This window comes from Bacillus sp. AFS031507 (assembly GCF_002584635.1).
Lineage (GTDB): Bacteria > Bacillota > Bacilli > Bacillales > Cytobacillaceae > Neobacillus.
Genome location: NZ_NUOW01000028.1, coordinates 36,983 through 52,166, shown reverse-complemented (window position 1 = coordinate 52,166; position 15,184 = coordinate 36,983). Strand labels below are relative to the sequence as shown.

Below are 15,184 nucleotides of genomic sequence, written 5' to 3'. Positions count from 1 at the left end.
GAGAACAATTTACGATTAAATTCCTCCACCCTGGCACACAGAAAATTTTTACTATACAATTTAATTAAGGAAAAGTAAAAAGTGTGGTGATTACCTTGTTTAAGTTATTGTTAATAGAAGATGATAAAACATTGTTTAATGAAATCAAAGAAAGGTTGGCTGGGTGGTCTTACGATGTTTACGGTATTGATGATTTTAGTAAAGTAATTCAAGAATTTACAATTATCAAACCTGAATTAGTCATTATTGATATTCAATTACCAAAATTTGATGGTTTCCATTGGTGTCGAATGATTCGATCCAATTCGAACGTTCCTATTCTATTTTTATCTTCACGTGATCATCCTACCGATATGGTTATGTCTATGCAACTGGGAGCGGACGACTTTATTCAAAAGCCCTTCCATTTTGATGTTCTCATTGCAAAAATACAGGCTATTCTTCGCCGAGTATATAATTACAATAATAAACCAATCTTACTTAAAACATGGTATGGTGCAACAGTCGATTATGAGAAAAATACTGTCACAAATGACTCAGGTTCGGTAGAGCTAACAAAGAACGAAATTTTTATCTTAAAACTGCTTATTGAACAAAGAAATAAGATCGTTAGTCGAGAAGAGTTGATAAAAAGCTTATGGGATGATGAGCGCTTTGTGAGTGATAATACCTTAACTGTCAATGTTAATCGTTTACGAAAAAAACTGGATGAGCTTGGTTTAGGACAATTTATTGAAACAAAAGTTGGTCAAGGTTATATCGCTAAAGAAGAGGCTGGTTTTAGATGATTCAAAAATATTTAATTGAAAGGCGCAGCTGGATTATTCTCTTTTTATTTCTACAATTTCTAATCATCGTTGTCTCTTATTTTGATCCAACAATACCGTTAATGTCTATCGTCTATATTGTTTTTATATCAATGATTATTTTCATCATCTTTTTAATCATCCGCTACAATAAGGAAACAAACTTTTACAAAAGTGTAGAGACTTGGGAAAATAATCTTGATTTAACGAGTATCTCAAATGCAGAGAGTCCTTTTGAAGTAATTATCGAGAATAGTGTTACGAACCAGACTGAATGGTTGAAACAGATTGCTTCCCATAATTTGATGTCCTTAGAGCAGGAGAAAGATGAATTATTATCTTGGATTCATGAAGTAAAAACACCGTTAACAGCTATGAGATTAATGATTGATCGACTAGACAATGGAACAATGAAATCGAATTTAATTTATGAATGGTTAAGAATTCATCTACTACTTGACCAGCAGCTTCATCAGAAACGTATACCATTTATAGAAAATGATTTATATATAGAGGTTACAGATATAAAAGTCTTAATAACTAAGGAAATTAAAGATTTACAATCTTGGTGTATTCAAAAAGGAATTGGCTTTGATTTACATACCGAGGTTAAAGAAGTCCTTAGCGATGCCAAATGGCTAGCGTTTATCATCAGACAACTTTTAACAAACTCCATAAAATATAGCGAGGCATCCGATATCATCATTAAAACTTACCCAAAAAATGAACAAACCATCCTTGAGGTAGAGGACTTTGGACGCGGCATTGACCCAAAGGATCTGCCGCGCATATTTGATAAGGGCTTTACATCAACTGCAAAACATCAAGATAATGCGGCAACAGGCATGGGATTATATTTAGCAAAAAAAGCAGCAAAGCCATTATTAATCAAGATAGACGTACATTCAAAACTAGGAGTTGGAACCACTTTTACTTTAATCTTTCCGAAAAGAAATCAATTCCTTCATATTTCAGGCATGTGACAAAATTGTCACATGCTTTTATTTTTTGTATCGTCAATCGAAGGAAATGAAGTACAAAGCCTTTTATAATAAAACTATCAAATCAAGGGGTGTGTGGAAATGAACATTTTAGAAGCAACAAAAATTCATAAAAGCTATGGGAATAAATTTAACAAACAAGAAGTACTGAAGGGTCTAGATGTTAGCATTAAAAAAGGGGAATTTGTGAGTATCATGGGTGCCTCGGGTTCAGGGAAAACAACCTTACTTAATATTCTTTCCTCAATTGATAAAGTTAGTAGCGGGACAATTTATATCGAAGGAAAAGAAATGACAGCTATGAAAGAAAAGCAATTAGCAGAATTCCGAAAAAATCATTTAGGTTTTATTTTTCAAGAATATAACTTATTAGATACCCTAACAGTCAAAGAAAATATTCTATTACCATTATCGATTACAAAAACGTCCAAGAGAGAAGCAGATGAGAAATTTAATACATTGGCTAAAGAGCTCGGCATTAATGATCTAAAAGATAAATATCCAAATGAAGTTTCCGGTGGTCAAAAACAACGTACATCTGCAGCTCGAGCCTTTATTCATGAACCAAGCATTATTTTCGCTGACGAACCAACTGGGGCACTTGATTCAAAATCAGCTTCCGATTTGTTAAACAAACTAAGCGATTTAAATCAAAAACGAAATGCCACTATACTAATGGTCACTCATGATGCAGTCGCAGCCAGCTATTGCAACCGGGTCATATTTATTAAGGATGGTCAAATTTATACTCAATTAACGAAGGGTGAAGAATCGAGACAGGATTTCTTTCATGACATCATGAAAACACAAGGTGTATTGGGCGGGGTGCAAAATGAGCATTAATCATCTCATCCTACAAAATTTGAAAAAGAATGTAAAAAATTATTATCTCTATGTTTTTGCCCTAGTTTTTACAGTGGCACTGTATTTTGCCTTTGTCACACTGCAATTTGATCCTGCAATGAATGCAACAAAAGGTTCAATTAAAGGGGCAGCTGCAATCAAGACAGCATCCGTCTTACTCGTTGCGATTGTCTCCATTTTTCTTTTATACGCCAATAACATTTTTATTAAACGACGCAGTAAAGAAATTGGTTTATTTCAGTTAATAGGAATGACAAAAAGCAGAATCTTTCGCATTCTTACACTTGAAAATTTTATTCTATATTTCGGTTCCTTATTTATTGGAATCTTTATCGGGTTTTCGATTTCAAAATTAATCATGATGATCTTATTTAAAATTACCGGTGTTGAGGACGTCGCCACATTAAGATTTTCAACAGAAGCATTGATTCAAACTGTTGTTGTTTTTACTATAATCTATTTTTTTATCATGTTGATAAATTTTTTATTTATTAAAAGACAAAGTATCTTATCTCTATTTAGAGTTCTTTCATCGACTGAAGAAAAAGTAAAAAAAGTGTCCATTTTTGAAATGATCTACGGAATTATAGGCATCTTATTGATCCTTTTAGGCTATTATATTTCATCTAAATTATTTGGTGGCGACTTTACAACAATGACTGAACTATTCTTAGCCATGGTCTTCATTTTAGCCTCCGTTATTATCGGGACTTATCTTTTTTACAAAGGATCTGTTCGATTTATCTTTTATGTTATACGAAAAAAGAAAGATGGTTATTTAACTATTAATGAAGTATTGTCTCTTTCATCCATCATGTTTCGGATGAAATCAAATGCTTTATTATTAACCATTATTACGACTGTATCTGCACTTGCTATCGGCTTGTTATCCTTAAGCTATATTTCACACTACTCAGCAGAAAGATTAACCCAAAATAATGTAGTAGCTGACTTTTCAATTACAAATAAACAAGATGCTGAAAATTTCAAAGAAGCATTAGAAGTAAATGAAATTAAGTATAACGAAAAAATGATTGATGTCATTCAGGTAAATGCAAACATAGAAAAAATAGCTGAATCAAAATTAGAGGATATGAATTCTGATCCAAGGAATATGACTATTCCGGTCATCAGTGACAAGGACGCCAATAGTGTTAATTTATCTGCAGGGGAAACCCTTTTTACAGGTTATAATGATTTACTACAAAAATTTATGCCACTAAAAAGTTCAGGTCAAATAGAATTAAAAGGGAAAAATGAAGTGATACCTCAAAAATATTTAGGCTTAAGGAAGGAATACATCGTATCATACTATTTTACAAGCGGTGGATTACCCCTAGCAATTGTGGACGAAACTATTTTTGAGCGATTAAAAAAAGATATTAACCTAGAAATTCAAAAAGAATCGACTCTTTATATTGGAATTGTTTTGCAAGATGAAGGTAATTTGGAAGAAGCGAATGATCTTTTTCAAAATATGACTTTTAATGGTAAAAATCATTCACGTCTAGAAATGAGCAATGATCAGCAAAGAAACATGGGACTTATCATGTTTATCGTTGGCTTTTTAGGATTAACCTTTTTAGTTACATCTGGTTGTATTTTATACTTTAAACAAATGGATGAGAGCGAAGAAGAAAAACCAAATTATACGATATTAAGAAAGCTTGGATTCACACAAGGGGATTTGTTAAGAGGCATTCAAGCAAAGCAAATCTTTAATTTCGGTATCCCTTTAGTCATTGGCTTAGCCCATAGTTATTTTGCAGTAAAATCTGGTTGGTTCATGTTTGGTACTGAATTATGGACACCGATGATTATGGTCATGTTATTATATACCGCATTATACTCCATTTTCGGTATACTATCCGTACTCTATTACAAAAAAGTAATAAAAGAAGCACTTTAATAATAGAAAATGATAAAGCTCCAGTCTAATATGGCTGGAGCCAAATTTATAATAATCTCATAATCTTTAAGCTTTTACATTCAGCTGTTAAAAATCTCATTTACTTATGGTACGGTTCACCCCGATTAATCCGAAACGCTCTATATATCTGCTCAACGAGTATGAGCCTCATCAATTGGTGGGGGAAGGTCATCCGCGAAAAAGAAAGCCGCTCATTGGATCTTTTTATCACTTCGTCACTCAAGCCCAATGACCCGCCGATCACAAAGGCAATCTTACTTTTTCCATAGGTAGCTAGCTTGTCTAATGAATCAGCAAGTTCCTCGGATGAGCCTAATTTCCCCTGAATCGCTAAGGCAATTACATATGTATCTTGGCTAATCTTTGCTAAAATTCTTTCGCCTTCTTTTTGCTTTACCTGCACCATTTCCAACTCACTTAATATTTCAGGTGCTTTTTCATCGGCAACTTCAATGACATCAACTTTTGCATAGGCAGTCAGTCGTTTTAAATACTCCTCAATACCATGTTTTAAATATTTCTCTTTCAATTTACCAACCGTAACAATTGAGATATTCACAATCCACAGCCCTTTACAACTTGATTACAAACAGCTTACAAACAAGATATCCACAGAAGTTATCCACATATTCACAATTTTTATCCACATCTTGTATGGAATCATTTGTTCGCCACAACATATGTAGCCGTATTTTGACAATATTCACAGTTTGTTGATAAGTTATCCACATCTATTTTCGACAAAACGGGAAAAGTCTCAAAATCATCCACAATCGTATCTAAGGCTATATCCACATGTTCCTCACAGCAATAAATCATTTTCTACTTCACCTTTCCTACACTTATTCATTTCATTAAAGCTATTGTTTACTTTATATCATCCTGTCATACGAAATAACTCAATAACTTATACATCATAACACAAATAAAAACAGGAAAGTGAACGGTTCACTTTCCTGTTTTACCCACGCTTTTATTGAGTTGTTTCTGCTGCTAATCTTAATGTCGTTTGCTTCAACTTACCTTCACGGTAATATTTAATCTCCAATTGCTCGCCAATTTTCTTTTTCTCGTACAAATGTTTCCGAAGATCAATGACGTCGTTAATTTTTTGCCCATCCATCTCAACGATGACATCCAACTCTTGCAAGCCTGCTTGAGCGGCTGGCGAATTTGGTACGACTTGTCGTAAGGCTACACCATAATTGATTGATCGAGGCAATTTCAACGCTTCTTCTTGATAGTAGGCTGGAATTTCAGAGACTGATTTTAAATCCACTCCCATATATGGACGTTTGACCGTTCCAAACTTTTCAAGAGCATCGATAATTGGCCGGGCCGAATTGATTGGGATGGATAATCCTATTCCTTCAACTGCATTTTGCGCAATTTTCATTGAGTTAATTCCAACTAGCTGGCCGGTAATATTAATTAAGGCCCCGCCGCTGTTTCCTGGGTTAATGGCCGCATCGGTTTGCAGTACTTCTGCATTCCAATCAATTAATCCATCCTGATTAATATCAACCGGAATCGTCCGCTTAAGTCCAGAGATAATTCCTTGTGTGACCGAACCTGAAAAGGTTGCGCCAAGCGGGTTCCCAATCGCGATAACAGGTTCACCCATTTTTAAACTATCGGAATCACCAAATTCAGCTACCTTTTTTATCTTGTCCGCATCGACCTCGAGGACAGCCAAATCAGTCCAGACATCACTGCCGAGCAGCTTAGCAGGGATCTTTGTACCGTCGATCAAGCTTACTTCCAGCTTTGTCGCCCCTTCAACCACATGATGGTTTGTGACAACGAAAGCTTTACCTCCAGCCTTCTTATAGACAACTCCAGAGCCTGTTCCAGCGGCTTCTTCCTCTGAATCGGCTTGATCATCTGACCAAAAGCTGGTGGACTGGATATTATTAATTCCGACAACCGCATCAGCTGCTTTTTCAACTGCCTTCGTTGTATTTGTGTTCACATCATAGGAAACCTGTTTTTGGATGATATTCTGATCATTATTATTGTTAGTTGATTCTACTGCATTGTTTTCATTTGTATCAATTTGGTAGGGGAGGAATCCACGATTGGATAAGGCTGGAATAGCAATGATTACTAAAATGGCACCAAGTATCGCACCAACTACGCTGGCTAGGAAAACTCCACCCCTGTTTCCTTTCTGTTCCCTGAAGCGGTTTTGTGAATGATCATCATAATAACCCACTTTACATCATTCCTCACTTTCCGAAAAGATTGCTACCGTTTATTTTGGCTTATAATTACAATTATACTCGTTCATCTATAAATTACTAAATAATTACCTTGTATTAATAAAAACTTACGACTTTGTTCATAGTTTTTTCATAAATAATGGCCTGTTGATTTGCGCTCCAGGCGCTTCGCTTCAATCAACATAGCCAATAAAAAAAGAATGAAGTGCCTATAAAAAGGCTCTTCATTCTTTTAAAATGCTTACACAGCCGTTAAGGCAGTCGGGATTTTCGGGTCTGTATCGTAAAGGCCAAATTGTTCGCCAACAATCAGCCCACGCTCCTGAAGGGTTTGTGTTACCGCCATTTTTGCTAAGTCCTTCATGTTATTATCCATGCTTAAATGGGCAAGATAAATTCGCTTGGTTTGTTCGCCAACCACATCACTCATCGCAAAGGCTGCGTCCTCATTGGAAACATGGCCCACATCACTTAAAATTCTTCGTTTAATATTCCATGGGTATCTGCCCATCCGCAGCATTTGAACATCATGGTTGGATTCAAAAATATACACATCTGCATTGGAGATGGTCCCCTTCATCCTGTCACTGACATAGCCTGTATCCGTGATTAAGACAAGTTTTTTCCCTCCATGATGAAAAACGTAAAACATGGGTTCTGCTGCATCATGTGATACCCCGAATGATTCAATATCAACAGCACCAAAGCTCTTCACTGTTTCCATATTGAAAACAAACTTTTGCTCCGTTGGAATCGCGCCGACCGAGTGTTCCATCGCCCGCCATGTTTTTTCATTCGCGTATACAGGCAACTGATATTTACGGGCGAGAACCCCAATGCCTTTAATATGGTCACTGTGTTCATGCGTGACAAATATTCCGGAAAGTTTACTAATATCACGGTCAATTTGTCCAAACAGTGCCTCCATTTGCTTACCACTAAACCCAGCATCAACTAGAAACGAATGTTCATCAGACTCCACATAAAGGGCGTTTCCCGTACTCCCGCTTGCAAGAATGCTATAACTTAAAGACATGCTATTTCACTCCAATTTACTATTTTCATCGCTGTTAAATTGAATAATCTGCCCTTCAAATGCGTTCACAAACAGGCTCTCCTTACCATCCACCTCAAAGCGCCAAGTTGGTGCTAATACTTGTGAAGCAGCCAACTGGATGAGTGTAGAGTAGCCAAGCTCTACCCTGGTAATTTTACTCTTCGACTTCAACATCCCTTTCTGGTGCAAGGTTTCAATTGCCTTTAACGGCTTAAGAATTTCTTCTTTTGCTGTTAAAGTTTCCATTTCCTCCAGGAAGGTCTGTTCATAAGAAACAATTTGATTATCTTCATCCACTTTAAATATGATCATCCCATTAATATTCTTAAACAACGGGAAATTCTCTGATCGTTGATAGTAAGTGATCGTTTGATCTTTGTCACTTTTCTCTCCAAATTGATAATAGTCTCCAAAAAGAACATTATTCATTAAAAAAGAAGAAAGCTCTGCCGGTTCAAACTTATTAGTTAACTGCAGTGGTTTCTCTAATTTGGCATGGAGAGAGGTGGTCCCGATTCCGCTTAGAACAACACTCTGCCCCTTAAGTTTTTTAATATCTTCTTGATTAAACATCTTAGGCTTTGCACTGAGGTATTGAGCCTTAATGGGATCCTTGGGAAGGTCCACAAATTTGATTTCATCCGCTTTCAGTTTTTCTTCAAACGAGGCCTCAGTAATCACCTCATATTTATTGGCATCACGGACTTTCATGAATTGAAATAAGAGATAAACATCTAAAATTAAGAACGTTATAATAAAAATGGTTTTAATCTTACTCCAATCCATGCTGCAGTCCTCCTAGGTCTTCCATCGTAATCTGCCCCCATGTTTTATCATAGCGATAGAACCAGGCGGGTTCTAAAAGGATTAGCTTATTCTCATCTGAATCCCTTTCCATCCGATAGCCCAAGATCATTTCTTCAAGAAGACCTGGCTTAAAATTCTTTTTGTTTTGTAAAAATTCCAGTGCATCATGCCCTGATGGGCGTGTGACCTTTTTCATTTCCGTTGTAAGGGGAAGCTCCAAAGAAATATTTGGCCGAATATATTGATTGATTTCATCTCGACCCCAAACCTCACTAATTTCAGCAATCCCGTTTCCGTTAAAGACGGGATAGCCTTCGATGCTGTATAAACGAAAGGTTACGGAGTGATTAAGTTCGTTTTTATCAACATAGCGATAAGGGTCTGTCCAGCCGCCATGTTCATTCACAAAGTCAATACTCCGTTTGACTAAATCATAAGAGCTATTAACAAAATTCTCTTCCACGGTTGGATTGACATAGCGCAGGACGTTACTTTCGAAATTCAACGTCATTTTACTAGAATCGTTCGTATATTCCTCCCCTGAAGGGACGAAGCTTTTTTGCACAAAACTAGGGTCGCTGAAAAGTGCTTCTTTAAATTCCTCTGAATCAAGATTAACAGGCAAATATTTATAGGTTGTCATTTCTGTTTCAGTTTCTGGAAGAAAAATCGTCCGCCATTCAGAAGCTTCATAGGCGAAATGACGTGGGAACTGCGCTGCATTTTTATAAATATTACGATTAAATTCACTTAAATGAGCGGAAGAAATATGACTTATATATACTTGCTGATGTTCAGTGGAAACAAAATAAACAATCCCATTTTCCTTTTCTGAATTCTCAACATTGACAATGATTCGATTGAAGGTGAAAGAAGGTATTTTTTTACCTTCAATATTTAAGACACTGCGATATAACTCAATCGGGACTTCTCCTGGAAAAATAATTTCCGCATTGCCGCTGCCATGGATTAATTCCTTGATGTTTTTCACTTCGTTTGTATATTTTTTTACATCAAAAAAGGCCCAACTGCTTAATTGCTTAAGAACCTTTTCGATCTCTTCCGTGTTATTGGTTCCATAATGCTGACCCTTCACGTGAAAAAACACCTGGTCAGGCCTGACGATCTTTTGGACCTCTTGTTTTTCACTTAAGGTGACTTCAGCAACCGTATTACTTTTTTCCATCGTGTCGTAATTAGGCTGGTAGGTCCAAAGATTCCATGTTAAAAGAATACTAACCAGAACTAAAAAGGTTAAAATCCCTGATTTAATATTTTCGTATCTCATGACCATTCATCCTCTTCAGAACGTTCATATGGGAGTGAAAAGGAAATCTTTGTTCCTTTCCCTTCCTCACTTGTTGCCCAGATTGCTCCGCCATGAGCATTAACCATTTCCTTTGCAATGGCCAGACCTAGGCCTGTCCCGCCTAGTTTCCGAGTTCTCGCTTTATCGACACGATAAAAACGGTCAAAAATCTTTCCAATATTCTCTTTCGGAATCCCCATGCCTTGATCTTGTACGCTGACAATCATTTTATCGTCCTTTTCTTTAATCGAAAAAGTGACGTTTCCGCCTTCAGGTGAATACTTTAAGGCATTTGAAATAATATTGTATAAAACCTGTGTCATTTTATCTTCATCAATTTCAACAAATATCACATGATTCGGGAGTTTTCTTTTAAAGGTGACGTTTTGTTCCTTCGACATTTCAAACCTGTCAATGATGCGGTGGAAGAAGTCAACGAAGTTTACCCATTCGATTTTCAGCCTGTAATCCGTACTATCCATTTTTGAAAGCTGGAGCAGGTCATTGACCAAGCGAATCATTCTTTCTGTTTCGGTCCGCGTCACTTCTAAAAATTCCGGAGCAATCTCCTCATCCCGCCAGGCACCATCTGCAAGAGCTTCTAAATAACTCCTCATTGTCGTTAGCGGTGTCCTAAGTTCATGGGATACATTGGCGACAAACTCTCTTCGTTCGGCGTCAATTTTTTCTTGATCCGTGATATCATGCAAAACCGCAATTAATCCATTGACAAAGCCCGTCTCTTTTTGAATCACAGAGAAATTGGCACGCAGGAAATAACGCTCGGTTTTTGTACTGTAATCTAAAATGATCGAATCCTTTTCCTCCAATAAGTCTTCGAAGGAATTGGTATCATCTAAATCTAATAACGTTACAATTGGCTCGGTCAGAACTGTTTCACGTGAAACATTCAGCATTTCTGCCGCTGGTTCATTGATTAAAATAACCCGCCCTTTCCGGTCCGTAGCAATTACACCATCCGTCATATAGGACAAAACAGATGACAGCTTCCGACGTTCCCCTTCGGTCATGGCCTGTGCTTCCTGGAGCTTTTTCGTTAAATTATTAAACGTAACAGCCAGTGTCCCAATTTCATCATTGCCATATACTCTTACTTTCCTTGAAAAATTACCCTTGGTCATCGCTAAGGCCTGCTTCTTCATATCTGCAATCGGCCTTGTGATGGTTTGGGCTAATAATATCCCTAATATAGCTGTAATCGATAAGGCAATCGCTGTCCCTGTAGCAAAAATCCCATTAATAGTTTTCATTTGTTCAAAGACATTTTCTATTTTTGCGACAAGGTAGATCGCACCAATTACTTTTTTACCAGACATAATTGGAGTAGAGAGGACCCAAATCCGATGGCCTGTTTGGGGGTCGATTAATATTGCGCTTTGATCCTCTTCTAACACCATTGATTGTTTGATTCGGAGCTCTGTTGTCCTTTGTCCAACCACCCCTTGGTTACTGGGATGTGAGGTACCAAGAATTTTAAGGGACCTGTTTTCAATCACCCGAACTTCCGAAATATCACCTGCATCAAAGTCTCTAAGGATTTTTTTGATATCCTCTTCGCGTGTTGGATCTTCAGGCGTTCTCTCTTTCTCCATTTCCTCAACCAGATTGTAGGCAAGCAAATCCACCCGTTGCTTTATCGAAGTCTGGAAGTTTGTCCGTAATGTTTCTTCAAGCTGATTGACAAAATAAACGCCGATAATTTGCATGGCTACTAAAATAAGGAGGACATAGATGATAACGAATTTGACGTTTATAGAGCGAAAGAAACCAACCTTTCTCATTCATCTTACTCCTGTTCAGGATTCCGCAAATAGTATCCAACTCCGCGGCGAGTGACAATCCACGTTGGATGACTCGGGCTGTCCTCAATTTTTTCCCGCAATCTTCTAACAGTTACATCAACGGTCCGCACGTCTCCGTAGTAATCGTAACCCCAAACCGTTTGAAGGAGGTGTTCCCTCGTCATCACTTGACCGATATGTTTAGCCAAATAGTAAAGCAATTCAAATTCACGGTGTGTAAGCTCGATTGTCTCGCCCCGCTTTGAAACGACATAAGCATCTGGATGGATAATAAGTGAACCAATTTCAATTTCATTGGTTTCGTTCTCTGCATCTGGCTGCGTCAAAATTTGCTGGTGACGGCGCAAGTTAGCTTTTACGCGCGCAATCAATTCTCTTGTACTAAACGGTTTGGTTACATAATCATCAGCACCGAGTTCAAGACCTAAGACTTTGTCAATTTCAGAGTCTTTGGCAGTCAACATAATAATCGGCATTTCATACTTCTTGCGGACTTCACGGCAAACTTCCATCCCGTCTCGTAATGGAAGCATAATATCTAAGAGGATTAAGTCAGGTTCGATTTCATCAACCAACTGGAGTGCTTCGTTTCCGTCATAAGCACAATAGACAACGTAACCTTCTTTTTTTAAGTTAAACTGTAAGATATCAGCAATTGGCTTTTCATCATCAACTACAAGAATTTTCTTTTCCATACCATCTCTCCTTATCATTTAGTCGATCTAATCTATTTAACAAATGCTCTAGAAGTCATAACTATACTAGATTACTGTATCATGTTATTGGCATAAATTCACCTATAAGTACTATTTGGAAAGATCTGGGGTCTGGAGCCAGACAATTCTCTAAGAATAAAGAAAAGCCTCTAGTGCCAACTAGAGACTTACCTTTTATCTTAAATAGGAAAGTGGATTTACTAGGCTGCCATTCTTATACACTTCAAAATGCAAGTGTACACCTGTTGCATCTCCAGTAGCTCCCATTACACCTATACTAGTACCCTTTGAAACCGTCTGGCCTACCCTAACCTTGAGCGACGACATGTGTCCATAAAGGGTACGGTAACCATTTTTATGGTCAATGACAATTTTATTCCCATAACCGCCGCCCCAGCCAGCAGAAACAACGACGCCATTATCGGCTGCCTTTATTGTTCTGTTGCTTGGTCTGGCAATATCAATACCTTTGTGCATTCTGCCCCATCTAGGCCCTTGTTTACTGGATACATACCCACCTACAGTCGGCCAGGCAAAGTTTCCTTCTCCACGAGACGGAATGACTTTTGTTCCTTTGATAACAATCTGATTCACAGGCTGTTCAAGGACTGTTGCATTTGACTCCACTTTCTGCACTGCTACACCCTTTTGTTCAGTAATTTTATAGGTAACAGACCGCGAGCCACTTTTACCCTCTTGTTTTACCTTTGTCTCACCTTTTAGCAAGGAAGAGTCTTCAACAACTGTATTTTTAAATGGAATTTCTTCCTTTTTATTTACCTCTTTATCCACAATCACTTCGATAAATGGCTTTGGTACGGTAATATTAATTTTTTCGCCGATTTTTAAGAGCGTTTTCCCTTTCAGTCCGGGATTCACTGCTAAGATCTCCGCCAGTGTCAAGTCGTGGTCTTGTGCAATCATTTCGAGCACATCGCCTTCTTTAATCACATATTTGTGTTCTTCTAATGTACCTTTTTGTAAAAAGGTTACTGCTTCTTCGGCTGACATCATTTTTTCTGGAACAATATTTTCTACTGAAAAGGAAACATTTTTTGATAATCGAACGTCTAATAGACGAGACGCATTTTCTTTTAATGCTGGTAATGTCGAATTGACGGAAGCTTTTCTGGCCTTAAGTTCGGTTAATTGATCCTCCGGCACGTAATGTTGGATCAACTTCTTCATAACTTCTTCAGCTGTATTTTGATTATCTACGTAAACAACGGGCTTACCATCAATAATAATCGCAGAGGCCTCTGTTTGAAGTTGGAATATACTCTTAATAGTTCGGACTGTTTCTTGCTTGTTTGCAGAAGAAGGAAATACTTGATATGGAATGTTTTGCACCTGTTGATCGATATTGTTGCTGTTATCGACTTTTGCAGCAATTATTTTATTTACTACAGCTTTATCTGCAACATTTCCTATATATGTACCATCCAGATATACGTCATAATCCTTGGTTGAATTTGATGTATCGGCAAAAGCGACCGGTCCGTTACTAAATGCAATCAGCGATGAAGCGATTGTAGTAGCCATCGTTGTCTTGAGAAATAACTTTTTTGTTTTTGATATCTTATTGAAAAGTAGCATTTATCCTCCCTAAACCACGGTAAAACCCTCTTAATCTAGTGTTTACCCACTTAAGAATTCCCCAGTATTTTAGACCTTCTATACTTTAACATAATTTTTTGTAAATAGATTAATAGTCTTTATACTGTAACAAAAATGTATAATTACTGACATTTACCTACATTTAAGTGAAATATTCTAATTAGATTTCCTTGTTTTTCTTTTTAAAAAGTAGGGGAAAGGCCCTATTAAATAAGGGTTTTTCTAGTCCAGAAGGTGGAGGATGAAATTATAACAATAATCGACAAAAACTCATGGATCTTTTGTAAAAACGAGGTGGTTTTATTACACAGGGATTGCAATCGCAATTTTTAACTAAAAAGAGAAGCCTGCAAATGCAAGCTTCTCTTTTTATGGCTCAGGACGGAATCGAACCGCCGACACAAGGATTTTCAGTCCTTTGCTCTACCGACTGAGCTACTGAGCCACTTATATGGCGGTCTGGACGGGACTCGAACCCGCGACCTCCTGCGTGACAGGCAGGCATTCTAACCAACTGAACTACCAGACCATTATTTAATTGATTGTCAGCAAGGAAACCGTCCTTGCCAGCCTCTTACTGACAATCAAAAGCCATGACCCCTACGGGACTCGAACCCGTGTTACCTCCGTGAAAGGGAGGTGTCTTAACCGCTTGACCAAGGGGCCATATATTGAAAGTTATTTTGCTAAAGCAAAAAACTTTGGTGAGCCATGAAGGACTCGAACCTTCGACCCTCTGATTAAAAGTCAGATGCTCTACCAACTGAGCTAATGGCTCGTACAAAAATAATTCTCTAATCCATTAATTCGCCGGATGCCCACGCCTCAGTAAGCTTATTCAAGTAGCAGCTCGGCGTGTGCCCTGATGCTATTTCAAGGAAGCTTATTCGATCGTGCTCTACCAACTGAGCTAATGGCTCGTACAAAAAATCTTTTATTTCGTTTCAAAAACTTTGTCGTATTGTGACGACGCTTTTTATAATAGCACGGACTATCTATTAAACGCAATACTTTTTTCAAAAAAACTTTTCA

At 37.5% G+C, this 15,184-nt stretch carries 13 protein-coding genes and 4 tRNA genes; 4 read left to right on the top strand and 13 right to left on the bottom strand.

The window, feature by feature from the left end:
- Positions 1-95 precede the first annotated feature (95 nt).
- From COE25_RS23555 to COE25_RS23540, 4 genes are all read left to right on the top strand, one after another.
- Positions 96-788 carry a response regulator transcription factor gene (locus COE25_RS23555; protein WP_098934373.1) on the top strand — a complete coding sequence of 231 codons (693 nt, stop codon included), beginning with the start codon at positions 96-98 and terminating at the stop codon, positions 786-788.
- The gene (locus tag COE25_RS23550; protein WP_098934361.1) at positions 785-1,789 is read left to right on the top strand and encodes a sensor histidine kinase; all 1,005 of its coding nucleotides are present in this window, start codon (positions 785-787) and stop codon (positions 1,787-1,789) included. The genes COE25_RS23555 and COE25_RS23550 overlap by 4 nt, the downstream gene beginning before the upstream one ends.
- Positions 1,790-1,888: 99 nt before the next feature.
- Positions 1,889-2,650: an ABC transporter ATP-binding protein gene (locus tag COE25_RS23545; protein WP_098934360.1), complete on the top strand. Its 762-nt coding sequence runs from the start codon at positions 1,889-1,891 to the stop codon at positions 2,648-2,650.
- Positions 2,640-4,580 (top strand): ABC transporter permease, encoded by a 1,941-nt coding sequence (locus COE25_RS23540; protein WP_098934359.1) that lies wholly within the window; start codon positions 2,640-2,642, stop codon positions 4,578-4,580. Before COE25_RS23545 ends, COE25_RS23540 begins: the two co-directional genes overlap by 11 nt.
- A 100-nt stretch (positions 4,581-4,680) precedes the next feature.
- Here COE25_RS23540 and rlmH read toward each other — a convergent pair whose 3' ends face one another.
- From rlmH to COE25_RS23475, 13 genes are all read right to left on the bottom strand, one after another.
- Entirely contained in the window at positions 4,681-5,160 is a 480-nt protein-coding gene (gene rlmH / locus COE25_RS23535; protein ID WP_098934358.1) for a 23S rRNA (pseudouridine(1915)-N(3))-methyltransferase RlmH, read from the bottom strand.
- A gap of 101 nt (positions 5,161-5,261) precedes the next feature.
- Positions 5,262-5,420 carry a CxxH/CxxC protein gene (locus tag COE25_RS23530; RefSeq protein ID WP_088084854.1) on the bottom strand — a complete coding sequence of 53 codons (159 nt, stop codon included), beginning with the start codon at positions 5,418-5,420 and terminating at the stop codon, positions 5,262-5,264.
- 154 nt (positions 5,421-5,574) lie between these two features.
- Entirely contained in the window at positions 5,575-6,816 is a 1,242-nt protein-coding gene (locus COE25_RS23525; RefSeq protein WP_088084855.1) for a S1C family serine protease, read from the bottom strand.
- Between the two features lie 248 nt (positions 6,817-7,064).
- Positions 7,065-7,859, bottom strand: a complete 795-nt coding sequence (locus tag COE25_RS23520) for an MBL fold metallo-hydrolase (RefSeq protein ID WP_098934357.1) — start codon at positions 7,857-7,859, stop codon at positions 7,065-7,067.
- A gap of 6 nt (positions 7,860-7,865) precedes the next feature.
- Positions 7,866-8,666 carry a two-component system regulatory protein YycI gene (locus COE25_RS23515; protein ID WP_098934356.1) on the bottom strand — a complete coding sequence of 267 codons (801 nt, stop codon included), beginning with the start codon at positions 8,664-8,666 and terminating at the stop codon, positions 7,866-7,868.
- The gene (locus COE25_RS23510; protein WP_098934355.1) at positions 8,653-9,975 is read right to left on the bottom strand and encodes a YycH family regulatory protein; all 1,323 of its coding nucleotides are present in this window, start codon (positions 9,973-9,975) and stop codon (positions 8,653-8,655) included. The genes COE25_RS23515 and COE25_RS23510 overlap by 14 nt, the downstream gene beginning before the upstream one ends.
- The gene (gene walK / locus COE25_RS23505; protein ID WP_098934354.1) at positions 9,972-11,798 is read right to left on the bottom strand and encodes a cell wall metabolism sensor histidine kinase WalK; all 1,827 of its coding nucleotides are present in this window, start codon (positions 11,796-11,798) and stop codon (positions 9,972-9,974) included. The genes COE25_RS23510 and walK overlap by 4 nt, the downstream gene beginning before the upstream one ends.
- Positions 11,799-11,803: 5 nt before the next feature.
- Positions 11,804-12,514, bottom strand: coding sequence for a response regulator YycF (yycF, locus tag COE25_RS23500; RefSeq protein ID WP_098934353.1), 711 nt, complete (start codon positions 12,512-12,514; stop codon positions 11,804-11,806).
- Between the two features lie 195 nt (positions 12,515-12,709).
- Positions 12,710-14,131 (bottom strand): peptidoglycan DD-metalloendopeptidase family protein, encoded by a 1,422-nt coding sequence (locus tag COE25_RS23495; protein ID WP_098934352.1) that lies wholly within the window; start codon positions 14,129-14,131, stop codon positions 12,710-12,712.
- Positions 14,132-14,524: 393 nt separating this feature from the next.
- A tRNA-Phe gene (locus COE25_RS23490) sits at positions 14,525-14,597 on the bottom strand.
- A gap of 7 nt (positions 14,598-14,604) precedes the next feature.
- Positions 14,605-14,681 (bottom strand) — tRNA-Asp (locus tag COE25_RS23485).
- A 65-nt stretch (positions 14,682-14,746) separates the two neighbouring features.
- A tRNA-Glu gene (locus tag COE25_RS23480) sits at positions 14,747-14,818 on the bottom strand.
- Positions 14,819-14,854: 36 nt separating this feature from the next.
- Positions 14,855-14,930: transfer RNA gene (locus tag COE25_RS23475), tRNA-Lys, on the bottom strand.
- Positions 14,931-15,184: the final 254 nt, after the last annotated feature.

What these genes read in the sequence shown, in the direction of transcription:
- COE25_RS23495 (WP_098934352.1), bottom strand. Translation starts at nt 14,131, where the DNA reads ATGCTACTTTTCAATAAGATATCAAAAACAAAAAAGTTATTTCTCAAG.
- COE25_RS23520 (WP_098934357.1), bottom strand. Translation starts at nt 7,859, where the DNA reads ATGTCTTTAAGTTATAGCATTCTTGCAAGCGGGAGTACGGGAAACGCC.
- COE25_RS23540 (WP_098934359.1), top strand. Translation starts at nt 2,640, where the DNA reads ATGAGCATTAATCATCTCATCCTACAAAATTTGAAAAAGAATGTAAAA.
- COE25_RS23510 (WP_098934355.1), bottom strand. Translation starts at nt 9,975, where the DNA reads ATGAGATACGAAAATATTAAATCAGGGATTTTAACCTTTTTAGTTCTG.
- COE25_RS23545 (WP_098934360.1), top strand. Translation starts at nt 1,889, where the DNA reads ATGAACATTTTAGAAGCAACAAAAATTCATAAAAGCTATGGGAATAAA.
- COE25_RS23530 (WP_088084854.1), bottom strand. Translation starts at nt 5,420, where the DNA reads ATGATTTATTGCTGTGAGGAACATGTGGATATAGCCTTAGATACGATT.
- COE25_RS23515 (WP_098934356.1), bottom strand. Translation starts at nt 8,666, where the DNA reads ATGGATTGGAGTAAGATTAAAACCATTTTTATTATAACGTTCTTAATT.
- yycF (WP_098934353.1), bottom strand. Translation starts at nt 12,514, where the DNA reads ATGGAAAAGAAAATTCTTGTAGTTGATGATGAAAAGCCAATTGCTGAT.
- COE25_RS23550 (WP_098934361.1), top strand. Translation starts at nt 785, where the DNA reads ATGATTCAAAAATATTTAATTGAAAGGCGCAGCTGGATTATTCTCTTT.
- walK (WP_098934354.1), bottom strand. Translation starts at nt 11,798, where the DNA reads ATGAGAAAGGTTGGTTTCTTTCGCTCTATAAACGTCAAATTCGTTATC.